Here is a 15,335-nt window from a genome sequence, read left to right on the forward strand (position 1 = left end):
ACAAATTTGCTAAACAGGTTTTTTTAGTTTTTATAATCTTAATTTTAAGATTCACTAAACAATACAGCTTTCACATTTACAAATTCTTTCATTCCAAAACCTCCATGTTCCCTTCCAAAACCAGAATCTTTTACACCTCCAAAAGGCATTGCAGGATCTGCAATTCCAAAAGAATTGATAAAAACCATACCAGTATCAAAATAATCTTGTGCTAATTTTGTAGCTTTTTCTTCATCTTTAGAGAAAATTCCTCCACCTAAACCAAATCTACTGTCGTTTGCAATTCGCATGGCATCTTTTTCATCTTTTGCTTTAATTAAAGAAGCTACAGGTCCAAAAAGTTCATCATCATAAGCAGGTTGTCCAGGTTTTACATTTCCTAAAACTGTAACAGGATAGTAAAAACCATCACCTTCTGTCATTTTTCCACCACATAAAATTTCGGCACCTTTTTGTACACTTTCTTCAACTTGTTCATGTAAAGTTTCACGTAAATCTTCTCTAGCCATAGGTCCCATATCAGAACTTTCATCCATTGGGTTTCCAACTTTAATATCTTTCATTGCTTTTACAAAAGCATCTTTAAACTGATCGTAAACTGCATCTACAACCACAAAACGTTTTGCAGCAATACAAGTTTCACCATTGTTATAAATTCTACCTTGTACACATTTTTCTACAGCCAATTCAAGATCAGCATCTTCTAAAACAATGTAAGCATCATTACTTCCTAACTCTAAAACTACTTTTTTAAGTTCGGCAGTTGCTTTTTGCCCTACTTTTTTTCCAGCTCCAGAACTACCAGTTAAAGTAACTCCTCTAACATTTTTATGTTTTATGACAGTATCAGATTGGTCGTGAGAAATTAATAATGTTTTAAATAAATTTTCTGGCAAACCAGCTTCCGTGAATATTTTTTCTAATAGTAAACCTGTTCCAGTTACATTCGATGCGTGCTTTAATAAAACTGCATTACCAGCCATTAAATTTACAATTGCATATCTAATTACTTGATAAGATGGATAATTCCAAGGTTGAATTCCATAAATAATTCCAATTGGTGAATAACTTACAATTCCTTTTCCACCACTAAATAATTCACGATGCTCGTCTTTTAATTCTTCTACACCTTTTTTGGCTGTATATTTACAAATGCCTGCACATAAATCGACTTCTTGATTACTTTGAGGAAGTATTTTTCCCATTTCATTTGTCATCAATTTAGAAAGTTCGTCTTTATATTCAACCAATTTTTCTCCAATTGCTTCGATTACAGTCGCACGTTTTTCTAAAGATTGATGTCTCCAATCTATAAATGCTTTTTGAGTTTTTTCAATCGCTGAATTCAGCTCAGCATCAGAAATATGATTATACGTTTCTAAAGTTTTTCCTGTGGCAGGATTTATCGTTTTTATTGTTTTGTCTTTACTCATCTTTTTAATTTTATTGTTGTTCACTTGGTAAAATGTGAATATTATTAATATTGGCTCTCGCTGGCTGATTTACTGCATAAAAAATTGCGTTTGCAATATCTTCTGCCTGTAAGGTTGTCATTTTCATCATCCCTTTTAATTCTTTTTTGATATCCTCATCTGTAATTGTTTCTAATAAAGAAGTATCTACAGCACCTGGTTCTATTGAGGTTACATTAATTCCATACTTTTTTGAAATCTCTTTTCGCAAACCTTCAGAAAACATTTGCACTGCAGCTTTTGTTGCGCAATAAACTGCACCTCCAGGAAAATAATTATAAGCCGCTGTTGATGAAATGTTAATAATATGCCCACCTTTATTTTCGATTAAAGTTGGTAAAACAGCTTCTACACCATTTAAAACACCTTTAATATTTACATCAACCATGGTGTTCCACTCATCAGTTTTTAATTTTTCTATATATGATAATGGCATTAAACCAGCATTATTTACTAAAATATGTACAGAGCCAAATTCTTTCTTTGCTTTTTCAACTACTTTTTTAAAATCTTTACTTTTAGTTACATCAGCAGTAACCACCAAAGCAGTTCCTTTTTCAGCTTTAATTTTTTTGGCTAATTCTTTTAATTTGGTTTTACTTCTTGCAGTCAATATAACTTTAGCACCTTCTTTCGCCATTTTTAAAGCGGTTGCTTCTCCAATTCCACTTGATGCTCCTGTAATAATTACTACTTTATCTTTAATATTCATAGTTTGTATATTTTAAATTCATACAAATTTCCTTATTTTAAAGGGTTTTAATGATTGCAATCGATTGGGATTTTGACTTGAATGAAAACCCAATTGTTAATGATTTCTAAATATTTGACGATTATGTTTTTCCAATTTCAATGATTTTCAAAAAATAAACATATCTTGCAGTTGTTATGCGTGCATAATAAATTTAAAATTAAGATTGATGAAATACAAGCACATTTTTGAGCCATTAGATTTAGGATTTACTACTTTAAAAAATAGAATTTTAATGGGTTCTATGCATACAGGTTTAGAAGAAGAAAAAAACGGTTACGAAAAAATGGCTGTTTATTTTGCTGAACGTGCAAAAGGAGGAGTAGGGTTGATTGTTACTGGAGGAATTGCGCCAAATATACAAGGTTGGACAGCTCCTTTTTCTGCTAGACTGAGTTCTAAAAAGCAGATAAGAAATCATCAAAAAGTAACAAAAGCTGTTCATGAAGCAGGTGGAAAGATTTGTATGCAAATTCTACATTCAGGACGTTATGGATATCATCCTTTTAATGTTGGAGCATCTACTATAAAATCGCCAATAACACCTTTTACGCCTTTTAAATTAAAATCTTCTGGAATAAAAAGAACGATTAGAGATTTTGTAAACTGTGCAAAATTAGCCAAAGACTCTAATTACGATGGTGTTGAAATCATGGGTTCTGAAGGATATTTAATCAACCAATTTATTGTTAAAAGAACCAACAATAGAACCGATACTTATGGTGGATCTTATGAAAACAGAATGCGTTTGCCAATTGAATTGGTAAAACAAACGAGAGCAGCTGTTGGTAAAGATTTTATCATCATTTATAGATTATCGATGTTAGATTTGGTTGAAAAAGGTTCTTCTTGGGAAGAGGTTGTGCAACTTGGAAAAGAAATCGAAAAAGCAGGAGCCACTATTATAAATACAGGAATTGGTTGGCATGAATCTAGAATTCCAACAATTGCAACTTCAGTTCCAAGAGCTGCATTTACTTGGGTTACCAAAAAGATGAAAGAAGAATTATCAATTCCGTTGATAACTTCAAACAGAATAAATATGCCAGAAACTGCTGAAAAAGTATTGGCAGAAGGTGATGCAGATATGATTTCTATGGCTCGTCCATTTTTGGCAGATCCAGAATGGGTTAACAAAGCAAAAGCAGAAAAAAGTGATGAAATAAATACCTGTATTGCTTGTAATCAAGCATGTTTAGATCACGCTTTTCAGAAAAAAGTTGCGAGTTGTTTGGTGAATCCAAGAGCTTGTCATGAAACAGAATTGAACTATAACCCAACTCAAAATAAAAAGAAAATTGCAGTGATTGGTTCTGGACCAGCAGGTTTGGCTACAGCTACAATTTCTGCAGAAAGGGGACATTTTGTTACGTTGTTTGATGCAGCTTCTGAAATTGGTGGGCAATTTAATATGGCAAAACAAATTCCAGGAAAAGAAGAGTTTTATGAAACCATCAGATATTTTCAAAAACAACTTGAGTTACATAAAGTTGAGGTAAAATTAAACACCAAAGTTTCTGTAGAAGATTTAGAAAAATCAGACTTTGATGAAATTGTTTTAGCAACAGGGATAAAACCAAGAGAATTAAAAATTGAAGGATTTGATCATCCAAAAGTTTTAAGTTACATAGAAGTTTTAAAAGAGAAAAAACCAGTCGGAAAACGTGTTGCAGTAATTGGAGCAGGAGGAATTGGTTTTGATGTTTCAGAATATTTATCTCATGAAGGCGAATCAACAGCATTAAATATCGATGCTTGGTTAAAAGAATGGGGCATTGATAAATCTATAGAAGCTAGAAGTGGAATTGAAGGTGTAAAACCAGATTTTCACCCTTCTCCAAGAGAAATTTTTATGTTTAAAAGAAGTAAAGGAAAGTTTGGAGGCAATTTAGGGAAAACTACTGGTTGGATTCATAGATCAACCTTAAAAAAGAAAAAAGTACAATTTATTGGCGAAGTTTCTTATACTAAAATCGATGATCAAGGATTGCATTATATTCAAAATGAAAAAGAAATTATTTTAGATGTAGACAATGTAGTTATTTGTGCTGGACAAACACCGTTTAAAGAATTATATCAACCTTTAATAGATTTAGGAAAAAAGGTTCATGTTATTGGTGGTGCAGATTTTGCAACCGAATTAGATGCAAAAAGAGCCATTAACCAAGGTGCAAGATTGGCAGCAGCATTGTAATTATTTAACCATTTTTACAGAATTGATATTTCCACTTCCATCATATTCTTTTATAGAGTTGCTTGGATCTAAATACCAATTGCCATCAACAATAAATTTATAGTGATGTTTACCACCAGAAAGTTGGGTGGTAAATATCCAACCGTTTGCTGTTTTAGTCATTTTATAGTCAGTTTCTGACCAGTTATTAAAAGAACCAGCTAAAATTATTTCTTTTGCATCTTTAAAATTTTCTAGTAAAAAAGTCACCTCTTTTTTTATGGAGAATACAGAGTTATATTCACCAAATTCATTGATTGCTTTATTTGGATTTATGGGGTCTTCAATCCATTTACCATCAACAATAAATTTATATTCGTAATAATTTGGTTTTAAATTTAAATTTAAACTCCAACCATTTGCAGTTTTTTTCATTTTATAAAGTTGCTCATCCCATCTATTAAATGAACCACTTAAAATTACTTCTTTTGCATTTTTATATCCATCTAAAAAGAATTTTGCATTTCCCTTTTCTGAAATTTGTACAGGTAGAATCCGTAAATTATAGGTATCTAATTTTGCTCCAAACCAAGTTTGAGAAGGAGAAATGTTTACAGTGTTTTCTGAAGGTTCTGCCCAGAAATCATTATTTACAACAAATTTAAATTCCCAATTAAAATCTTCATCAAAATCGGTAATTTTCTTTTTTAGTTGATAAATGTTCGCATCAATTTTTACCATTTTCCATTTTTTGCGAGACCAATTATTAAAGTTACCAGCAACAACTACTTTTTCGATGTTAAAATCATCAAAGTCTAACTTTTCTTGTGTTTTATGATGTGTACCTCTTTCATATTCTCTTTTATCAAAAGTAAATACAATAAAATCTCCATCAATTTTATAGCCTTGAATAGCTGTATTTTGAGAAAATCCTGCAAAGGAAAAACTCAAAAATAATAAAAGGATTATATGTGTAAATTTGTTTCTCACTCTTTAATAAAAGGGTATTTTATAAAATATAATTTTTCTTTTTGATAGTTGATAATAACTCTTTTTTGTGCAAAAAAGTCGTGTCCTAAAATACCATCTAAATTTGTGCCAAAGGCTTTGTTCATATTATTTAAGTTGGTAATAATCGTTTTCATAGGTCCAAAATAAATCTTGTCAGTCAATTTTACTCTGTGTAAATCTCCATATAAAACTTCAATTTTTTTAGAGCTTGCTCCAGTTAATTGTATTCTTTTCTTAGGATAAAAATGCTTCAAAACTTTTTTGTTAATTCTAGAATTTATTTGATTGAACTCTGCACCAGTATCTAATCCAAAAGTGACTTTTTGTTTATTAATACTGGCTTTAAGAACAATTGTGTGTTTTTTTAAAGTGAAATTTATGCTATCAACTATCGTCTCTAAATAACCTTCCTTACTTAATTTTAAACCAGATTTATCTACTTTAGATAACGTAATCTGATTCAAATATAAATCCACAAAAACTTCGTAATCTTTTAAAATAGCATAGCCAATAATGCCCAGTAATTTAATTTTTTTGCTTTTTTCGATATGAGATAAATCAACCACATCAGAATTTTTATTTTTTAAAGTTAGGTTGTCAAAAGAAATATTTTTAATCGTTTTTTCTATAGGATTATCAACAGTACTTAAAATACCAGAAGTTTCGCCTTTTTTTTCATAGTTAAATCGATACGTTTTAAAATGAACTTTATTTAAAATGAGTGCTTCAGAACCAGTATCAATTATAAAATTTCCTTTTTTATCATTTAGAACTCCTTCTATAACCATTAATCTGTCTACTAATTTAAAAGGAATTCTTGTTGTAAATTCATTAATTTTTTCTGCTTTAGAAAAATACAAAGGAATTTCAGGGAAAAGTCTGTCATCATCTGAATTTGCTACAGAAATTTGACTATAAAGTATAATTAAAAGGATGAGATAATTCTTCATACTATAAAGACGCTTAAAAACAATCTTATGTTACATAAAGATAGAATTTTCTTAGAGTTTAGGTTTATAAATATTCAAATAATTTATCGATATTTGTTAATTAATTAAAACACTACAAAACACAATAAAAATATGGGAATGAATAAAAATACTGTTCTAGGTTGGGCAACTTTTTTAATGATAGGAATGGGGGTTGCACTAATCTTATTAGGTGCATACAAATACAATGATGTAGCTGGTTGGGGTTTTGCTACAGTTGGTATTGGTTTTTTCTGTATTGCTTGGGTTTTTAATGCTTTAAAAGGTAGAGTATAGGTTTGATTATAGGTTTCTATTTTAAAAATAGAAAGTCATAAAATAGTATTTAGATTAAAACAAGTTGGTTTAATCTTTTAATTTTTAAATAAATAATGAATTATGAGTGATGATAAGAAAGTAATCTTTTCGATGAATAAGTTGTCTAAAACTTACCAATCAACAGGAAAACAAGTTTTAAAGGATATTTATTTAAGTTTTTTTTACGGAGCAAAAATTGGAATTCTTGGTTTAAATGGATCAGGAAAATCAACCTTATTAAAAATTATTGCTGGCGTAGAAAAGAATTATCAAGGAGATGTAACTTTTGTACCAGGTTACAAAGTTGGTTATTTAGAACAAGAACCACAATTAGATCCTGAAAAAACGGTTTTAGAAGTTGTAAAAGAAGGAGTTGCAGAAACTGTAGCAATCTTAGATGAATACAACAAAATAAACGATATGTTTGGTTTGGAAGAAGTATATTCTGATGCAGATAAGATGGAAAAACTAATGAACCAACAAGCAGAACTTCAAGATAAAATTGATGCTGCAAATGCGTGGGAATTAGATACCAAATTAGAAATTGCCATGGATGCTTTAAGAACGCCAGATTCTGATAAAAAAATTGGCGTACTTTCTGGAGGTGAAAAAAGACGTGTTGCTTTATGTAGATTATTATTACAAGAACCAGAAATTTTATTATTAGATGAGCCAACAAACCATTTAGATGCAGAATCTGTGCATTGGTTAGAGCATCATTTAGCACAATATAAAGGAACTGTAATTGCAGTAACGCACGATAGATATTTCTTAGATAATGTTGCTGGTTGGATTTTAGAATTAGATAGAGGTGAAGGAATTCCTTGGAAAGGAAACTACTCTTCTTGGTTAGATCAAAAATCACAAAGAATGGCACAAGAAAGCAAAACAGCTTCTAAACGTCAAAAAACTTTGGAACGTGAATTAGATTGGGTTCGTCAAGGAGCAAAAGGTCGTCAAACAAAACAAAAAGCACGTTTAAAGAACTATGACAAATTAATGAGTCAAGATCAAAAACAAGTTGACGAAAAGCTAGAAATTTATATTCCTAATGGACCAAGGTTAGGAACAAACGTTATTGAAGCAACTGGAGTTTCTAAAGCTTTTGGAGATAAATTATTATATGAAAACTTAGAGTTTAATTTACCACAAGCAGGAATTGTTGGAATTATTGGACCAAATGGTGCTGGTAAAACAACAATTTTTAAAATGATAATGGGCGAAGAAAAGCCTGATGCTGGAAGTTTTAATGTTGGTGAAACTGCTAAAATTGCCTATGTAGATCAAGCACATTCAAACATTAATCCTGACAAATCTATTTGGGAAAACTTTTCTGAAGGGCAAGATTTAGTAATGATGGGAGGCAAGCAAGTAAACTCTAGAGCGTATTTAAGTAGATTTAATTTTTCTGGAAGTGAGCAAAATAAAAAAGTGGAAACACTTTCTGGAGGAGAACGTAATCGCTTGCATTTAGCAATGACTTTAAAAGAAGAAGGAAACGTTTTACTGTTAGATGAGCCAACCAACGATTTAGATGTAAATACTTTAAGAGCTTTAGAAGAAGGTTTAGAAAACTTTGCAGGTTGTGCAGTTGTTATTAGTCACGATAGATGGTTTTTAGATAGAGTTTGTACACACATTTTGGCTTTTGAAGGAAATAGTGAAGTTTACTTTTTTGAGGGTTCTTTTTCTGATTATGAAGAAAATAAAAAGAAACGTTTAGGTGGAGATTTAATGCCAAAACGTTTGAAGTACAAAAAATTAATTCGTTAATTTTTTGTTTTAAATAAAGATGATTATAAATAATCATTTTCAAAAAAGAACCCTCACTTTTAAAGTGAGGGTTCTTTTTTGAAATCAACTTTGTAGTGTGAACTTTAAAAAAAAAGTTGATAATATATTTTAATAAGTGATTTAATTTAAGATTCAGATTTTTTAAGATTCAAGAAAAATTTAAAAAATTTAATTGTTAACATTGCTGAAGAACTTAAAAAAGGAAAAACAGCAAAAAAGAAAGTCATTACAATTAATCCATCACTAATATTTTTAATGTTACCAATGGCCATCAAATAAAGACCAGAATAATATAAAACGATTGATGTAAAAAGAAGCAATACAACTTGTTTAATTGTAGCTTTATGCATGATTTTGGGGATGTATGGGGTTTAAGGCATGCAATATAAAAATAATATTTAGTTTAAAAAAAATATTGTTTTTATAATATCTAACATTTTTTTAATGAGCTAAGGCAATTATAAATTGATTAATGTTTTTCTACAAATTCATTAGGTGCAAAGTAGATTTCTTTTGCAGTCCACCTTTTTTGTAAATTTTTTAAAGCTGTTTTAAAGAATGTAAAATCTTTACGTTTTTTTGCTGTCCAACCAATTTCTGCATACGCAGCAATTCTAGGGAAAACTCTGTAATGCATGTCACCATTAGTTGGTATCCATTCTCCCCACATTTGGCAACCTAGGCCTATTATTTTATCATGATATTTTTCATCTAATTTATCTGGAATAGGATCAAAAGAGTAGGCTTTAGATAAAGGTAAATTTTTATATTCATAATCTAAATAGGTATAAGTATGAAGAGAATTAACAATTTCATAGCCATTTCTAGCAGCTGTTTCTGCTAATTTCACATCACCTTTCCAAAAATGAACGATACTTTTTTCTGCTAATTTTTGTGAAGTTTTAGTATCGTTTTTATCTTGATACTCATGCAAATTATGTCCCATAATTTCATTCCAACCCATCATTCTTCTTCCTTTACTTTCTAAGTATTTAGAAATATTATTTGTAAAGTAAACCTGTAAATCTGCAGGAGTTGCTAAATTCTTTTCTTTCATATATTTCTGAACAGATTCAGAAGATTTCCAGTGGTTATATTTTACTTCATCTCCACCAATATGAATTACTTCAGATGGGAAAAGAGCCATAACTTCCTCTAAAACATCTTTTAAAAACTGATTTGTTCTTTCGTTTGTAACATCAAAAACATCTTTACCAACTCCAAATTTTATAGGAACTTCAGTTTCTTTTTTTGAAGTTCCTAACCAAGGATAAGAAGCAATTGCAGCAGTAGAATGCCCAGGCATTTCTATTTCAGGAACAATGGTAATGTGCCTGTCTTTTGCATACTTAATAATTTCCTTAATTTCTTCTTGAGTATAAAAACCTTCATGAGGTTCTGCAGATTGAATAGGACTTTCCCATTGCAAAGGACCAATTTGAGTACTTTTTCTTTTCGAGCCAATTTCGGTTAATTTTGGATATTTCTTTATTTCAATTCGCCAACCTTGATCATCTACCAAATGCCAATGAAAAACGTTCATTTTTAAAAAAGCCATTTCATCTAATAGCAGTTTTACTTGTTCCATTCCTTTAAAATACCTAGCTTCATCCAACATAAAAGCTCTCCATTTAAAATTAGGAGCATCTTTAATTGTAACTTCTTTAAGTGTTAGTTGTTTTTCGTATTTGGAAAAATCAGCATTATAAGAACAAAGCTGCATTAAGGTTTGTGTTCCATAAAACCAACCAGTTGTGTTTTTTGCACAAATAAGTATTTTATCTTCAGTTATTGTTAGCTCATAACCTTCATCAGCTAAATTTTCATCAACTTTAAAAACAATAAAATTCTTTTTTAAACTTTGATAATTGGTGGTTTTTAAATCGAAACTAAAATCATTTTTAAAATAATTTTGTAAACTAGTTACAATATTTTTAGTGTCATTGTCAAAAACAAGTTGAGTTTCTTTATCAATTTTAAATGTTTTACTTCCAGAAATTACTTCTAAAGGACGAGGTATAATTTGTATTTCTTGAGATAATACAGTTTGTGAATTTAAAACAATACATAAACTAAAAAGTAGTAGGGAATTGATTTTCATTTCTTTTATATAATTAATGAGTTTAAAAATAGGCTTTTTTATATTAATTCATCTTTAAAAAAGATAAATGATATTTTATTCCAAAATTTACAAATGTGTTGCTTAAGCCACCACCTTTTGCTTTAACATATCCAGCAGCAGTTCTAAAACTTAAATTATCGGATACTTTATAATTTAAACCAGCACTCGGTTTTACAATAAAACCTTCACCAGTACTAATACCTCCTCCACCTGCTGCACCAGCCAAACCTTGTACAAAAAATGTGATTTTATCACTTAAAAAAGGATTTGTTCTAGCACCTAAACCAACAAGGCCTTCTGCATAAGCACCAGCATCACCAAAACTAGCAAATGAGGTTTGCCCAGCAATAAAGATGTTTTTATTTAAATCTAAATTAATTTGAACCGAAATTTGATGCATATCTTCTGTAAGGTTTGTATCTCTTTTTGCATCAAAATACATATCATGCTTTGTAATTACTTCCAAACCTTTAAAGATTCCTGATTCAAACGTTTTTTCATTTGATTTTATACCATTTCTTTCTACATAATATTTTAAACCAATTCCATAAGATGATGTATAAAAATGTGCGTCTGGAGATAAAACATATCCTTTGTTGATGGCAACATAAATATCTTTAAATATTTTTTGTTCGATAGAAATATCTGGATATAATAAAAAACCACCTTTAGTGTCTACACCACCTCCACCTCCTGCACCTAAACCGAATTTAGCCAGAATATTTGTACGATTTTTGTTGAATGAATAGTGATAACCACCACCTAAAAAAACATCCATATAACCAGCTTTTATACCTGAGTATGCTCCGTCTACTTTTAAGAAAGCAAACCAATTATCAGAAAAATAATTCGCAAATTCAAAACCAGCAAGTCTAATAGTTGCATCATTAAATTTTTGCACATTCACATTAGTGGCATCACCTTTTATCATTAAATTATTCAAATGAAATAGTAAAGAAGTTTTCTTTGAGTTGATGTTCCAATCAGAATTTTCTAAATCAGCAAAACTGTATTCATTTTCAGATTTCTTATAATTGGTATAATTATATCCTAAAGGAATTTCTAAACTAACATTAAATTGATGTCCTTTAATTTCTCCACCATCAAAAAAATCGACATAACTCCAACCAGAATTTATGGAGAAGTTTTTAAAATCGTATCCTAAATTAAAGTGAGGTAAAATAAATGCGCCTCCACCATCTGGAGCTCCAGCACCACCTCCAGCACCAAAATGAAAACCAGTATCAATATAAAAATCTTCACCTAAATATTTTTTAATTCCTGCATTAACACCTAAAGTAAAAAAACCACCTCTTATACCAGTTACAGCTCCATAAAGTCCAAGACCAGCATAAGACCAATCGTTAATCATTAAATTATAATGAATACCAGTAAAACCCATATTTGCTTCATTTACAATGCTGGTTTCTGGCATTTTAATAGATAGAAAATCGATTTTTCCGAACGCTTTTTGCGTTTTCTTTTCAGGAACTATGTCATTTTGAGCTACTAATTGTTGACTTAAAAATGCAATTGCGAATAAAAATAAATATTTTTTCATCGGATAAAATTATCTTTTTTTAATGGTAATTATTGTTGATTTAGAGTTGGGTGTATTGCTAATATCAGCAGTACTTTTTATAGGTACTAAAACATTTGCCTCAGGAAAATACGTTGCAGTACATTGTTCTGGAATGCTATATGGAATTGCTAAAAAACCTTTAGCTTCTCTTACTTCTCCATTAAAATGACTCGTTAAATCTACTAAATCAAGTTTTTCTAAATGAAGTTTTTGCATGTCTTTTGGATTCATGAAAATTACTCTACGTTCGTTTAAAACACCTCGATATCGATCATTTAAACCATAAATTGTGGTGTTGAATTGATCGTGAGTTCTAATTGTCATTAAAATAAATTGATTTTCTTCTAACTTAATTTCTGAGGGTGAATTGATACTAAAATTTGCTTTACCTGTATTCGTTGGTTTAAAATCGTTTTCTCTTGCGTTGTTTGGTAAATAAAAACCTTTACCAACTCTTACACGTTCATTATAATTTTCAAAACCTGGAATTACTGCTTCAATTTCATTTCTGATAAAATCGTAGTTTGATACTAATTTTGTCCAATTTACAGAAGACTTTTTTAATGTTGCATTTGCCAACCCAGCAACAATGGCAGGTTCACTTAAAAGATGTTCAGAAGCAGGGTTCAAATGTCCTTGAGAATTATGAATAACGCCCATAGAGTTTTCTACGGATATAAATTGTTCTCCAGTACTTTGTATATCTTTTTCAGATCTACCTAAACAAGGTAAAATTAATGCTTTTTTTCCGTGAATTAAATGACTTCTATTTAGTTTTGTAGAAACATGCACTGTTAAATTACACTTTCTTAAAGCTTCTGCAGTAAATTCTGTATCTGGAGTTGCAGAAACAAAATTACCACCCATTCCAAAAAATACTTTTGCTTTGTTTTTGTGCATGGCTTCAATAGAATTTACCACATCAAAACCATGTTTTCTTGGTGATTTAAAATTGAAATTTGCATCTAATTTATCTAAAAAATCATCCGACATTTTTTCCCAAATGCCCATAGTTCTATCTCCTTGAACATTAGAATGACCACGAACTGGGCATGTTCCTGCACCTTGTTTGCCAATACTTCCTTTTAACAATAAAATATTTACAATTTCTCTAATAGTATCTACAGAATTTTTGTGTTGCGTAAGTCCCATTGCCCAACAAATAATTACCTTTTTTTTATTGATAATTAAATCTGCAGCTTCTTTTATTTTTTCAAGTGATAAACCTGTTTGAGGTACTAAATAATCAATAGAATACGTTTCTAAATCATCTAATAAGTCTTCAATTCCATGTGTTTTATTTTTAATAAAATCATAATCAAAAACAGAATAAGGAGTATCTTCCTCTTTTTTAAGCATCAATTTTAAGATGATTTTTAGCAAAGCAACATCTCCATTAATTTTAACTTGCAGAAATAAATCGGTTAAATCTTGACCAGAACCAACCCATTTTAAAGGGTTTTGTGGATCTTTATAATTCATTAAACCAACTTCTGGCAAAGGGTTTATAGTGATTATTTTACTCCCGTTTTTTTTAGCTTCACCCAAAGCTGTTAACATTCTTGGGTGGTTTGTGCCTGGGTTTTGACCCATTACAATAATTAAATCTGTGTGATTAAAATCATCTAAAGTTATAGATCCTTTTCCAATTCCTAGCGTTTCAGAAAGTGCAGCACCACTAGATTCGTGACACATATTAGAGCAATCAGGTAAATTATTAGTACCAAATTGACGAACAAAAAGTTGATATAAAAAAGCAGCCTCATTACTTGTTCTTCCAGAGGTGTAAAAAATAGCTTCATCAGGAGAATCTAATCCATTTAATTCATCAGCAATTAAAGAAAAAGCATCTTTCCAAGAAATTTCTTTATAATGGTTTGCGCCTTCAGGTAAATAAACGGGTTGTGTAATTCTTCCTTTTTTTCCGATTTCGTAATCAGATAATTTTGCTAAATTAGGAACAGAATACGTAGAAAAAAACATTGGTGAAACACGATTTTTAGTTGCTTCTTCAGCTACAGCTTTTGCGCCATTTTCACAATATTCTGCTAAAAAAGCACGCTTTTCATCTGGATCTGGCCAAGCACAACCTGGGCAATCAAAACCATATTTTTGGTTTAAGTTTTTAAGTAATTTAATTCCTTTTACCAACCCAACCTCACCAACAACATGATTTAAAGAAGATTTAATTGCTTTTACACCAACTGCCGATTTTGGAATATCTGTAAGTTCTATTCCTGTAAATTTTTCTGGTGGTTGTGCATCTGTTTTTTTAATCATTCTTAAAAATTATTTATACTGTTAGGGTTGGCGTAAACCGTCATTTTATTATTTCTTGTAAAACCAATTAAGCAAATTCCGAACTCTTTTGCAAAATCAACAGCCAAAGAGGAGCATGCTGAAATAGCAACAATTACAGGAATTTTAGCAATAAAAGATTTGGTTACAATTTCGTAAGAAACCCTACCACTTACCAATAAAAAATGTGCGTTTTTTAAATTTTGAGTAATCAACAAATCTCCAACTGATTTATCAACAGCATTGTGTCTTCCTAAATCTTCTTTTATTGTTAATAACTCTTGATCTTTATTAAAAATAGCAGCTGCATGACTGCCTCCTGTTTTTTTGAAAGTTTCTTGAAAATTTTTCATAACAAGATGCATTTTATGCAAACTATCCGCAGAAATTTGAATCTTTTTCTCTAAACTTTTTCCAACTACATTTAAGTCTCCTAATTCTCTTTTGCCACAAATGCCACAAGAGGAAACAGAGAGTAAAGTTCGTTTATTTAAATAGCCTTTTCCTAATGCATCATTTTGAATATCAACATTTATGATAGCTGGTATTTTTGAAATTTCTTTTATAATTTGGAATACTAATGGAGCGTCTTTTTTATAAATATCTTCAGCAAAAAGTAAACCTGTTATTAGCTCAAAATCGTTGTTTGGAGTTCTCATAACAACAGTGTAAGGTTCGTTGTTAATATTTATTTGAAGTGGCGCTTCTACAACTAAAAAATCATCAATTTTTACAGCGCTATTTGGTGATATTTTTAAACTTTGATAATTAGCTGCTTGCATTTTATTTTAAAGTTATTTTACCAAACAAATTTAATGAAAAATTAATAGTGTAAAAAAAAAGTCT

12 protein-coding genes are annotated in these 15,335 nt (G+C 30.2%); 3 read left to right on the top strand and 9 right to left on the bottom strand.

The annotated features are described in order from the left end of the window. Positions 1-44 precede the first annotated feature (44 nt). Positions 45-1,433: an NAD-dependent succinate-semialdehyde dehydrogenase gene (locus LPB03_RS15920; protein WP_065320624.1), complete on the bottom strand. Its 1,389-nt coding sequence runs from the start codon at positions 1,431-1,433 to the stop codon at positions 45-47. Positions 1,434-1,443: 10 nt separating this feature from the next. Further along, positions 1,444-2,184, bottom strand: a complete 741-nt coding sequence (locus LPB03_RS15925; protein ID WP_065320625.1) for an SDR family oxidoreductase — start codon at positions 2,182-2,184, stop codon at positions 1,444-1,446. 208 nt (positions 2,185-2,392) lie between these two features. On the opposite strand from LPB03_RS15925, the gene LPB03_RS15930 reads away from it, so the two are divergent. Beyond that, a complete protein-coding gene (locus LPB03_RS15930) occupies positions 2,393-4,417 on the top strand; it encodes an NADPH-dependent 2,4-dienoyl-CoA reductase (RefSeq protein ID WP_065320626.1) in 2,025 nt (674 codons plus the stop codon). On the opposite strand, the gene LPB03_RS15935 is transcribed toward LPB03_RS15930, so the two are convergent. Together LPB03_RS15935 and LPB03_RS15940 are read right to left on the bottom strand one after the other, a co-directional pair. Next, positions 4,418-5,347: an early set domain-containing protein gene (locus LPB03_RS15935; RefSeq protein WP_065320627.1), complete on the bottom strand. Its 930-nt coding sequence runs from the start codon at positions 5,345-5,347 to the stop codon at positions 4,418-4,420. A gap of 35 nt (positions 5,348-5,382) precedes the next feature. Then, positions 5,383-6,357, bottom strand: a complete 975-nt coding sequence (locus LPB03_RS15940) for an aspartyl protease family protein (protein WP_065320628.1) — start codon at positions 6,355-6,357, stop codon at positions 5,383-5,385. A gap of 132 nt (positions 6,358-6,489) precedes the next feature. Between LPB03_RS15940 and LPB03_RS15945 the strand changes: the two genes are divergently transcribed. Next, complete coding sequence (locus LPB03_RS15945; protein WP_065320629.1) at positions 6,490-6,672, top strand: CAL67264 family membrane protein; 183 nt, start codon at positions 6,490-6,492, stop codon at positions 6,670-6,672. A 102-nt stretch (positions 6,673-6,774) separates the two neighbouring features. After that, the gene (ettA, locus tag LPB03_RS15950) at positions 6,775-8,466 is read left to right on the top strand and encodes an energy-dependent translational throttle protein EttA (protein ID WP_065320630.1); all 1,692 of its coding nucleotides are present in this window, start codon (positions 6,775-6,777) and stop codon (positions 8,464-8,466) included. A 146-nt stretch (positions 8,467-8,612) separates the two neighbouring features. Here ettA and LPB03_RS15955 read toward each other — a convergent pair whose 3' ends face one another. From LPB03_RS15955 to fdhD, 5 genes are all read right to left on the bottom strand, one after another. Continuing rightward, positions 8,613-8,837, bottom strand: a complete 225-nt coding sequence (locus tag LPB03_RS15955) for a hypothetical protein (protein ID WP_065320631.1) — start codon at positions 8,835-8,837, stop codon at positions 8,613-8,615. Between the two features lie 119 nt (positions 8,838-8,956). Then, positions 8,957-10,588 carry a beta-N-acetylhexosaminidase gene (locus LPB03_RS15960; protein WP_065320632.1) on the bottom strand — a complete coding sequence of 544 codons (1,632 nt, stop codon included), beginning with the start codon at positions 10,586-10,588 and terminating at the stop codon, positions 8,957-8,959. Between the two features lie 43 nt (positions 10,589-10,631). Continuing rightward, positions 10,632-12,170, bottom strand: coding sequence for a hypothetical protein (locus LPB03_RS15965; protein WP_065320633.1), 1,539 nt, complete (start codon positions 12,168-12,170; stop codon positions 10,632-10,634). Positions 12,171-12,179: 9 nt separating this feature from the next. After that, complete coding sequence (locus LPB03_RS15970; RefSeq protein ID WP_065320634.1) at positions 12,180-14,471, bottom strand: FdhF/YdeP family oxidoreductase; 2,292 nt, start codon at positions 14,469-14,471, stop codon at positions 12,180-12,182. 2 nt (positions 14,472-14,473) lie between these two features. Beyond that, a complete protein-coding gene (gene fdhD / locus LPB03_RS15975; RefSeq protein WP_065320635.1) occupies positions 14,474-15,271 on the bottom strand; it encodes a formate dehydrogenase accessory sulfurtransferase FdhD in 798 nt (265 codons plus the stop codon). Positions 15,272-15,335: the final 64 nt, after the last annotated feature.

The sequence above is a fragment of the Polaribacter vadi genome (genome assembly GCF_001761365.1).
GTDB classification, from domain to species: domain Bacteria; phylum Bacteroidota; class Bacteroidia; order Flavobacteriales; family Flavobacteriaceae; genus Polaribacter; species Polaribacter vadi.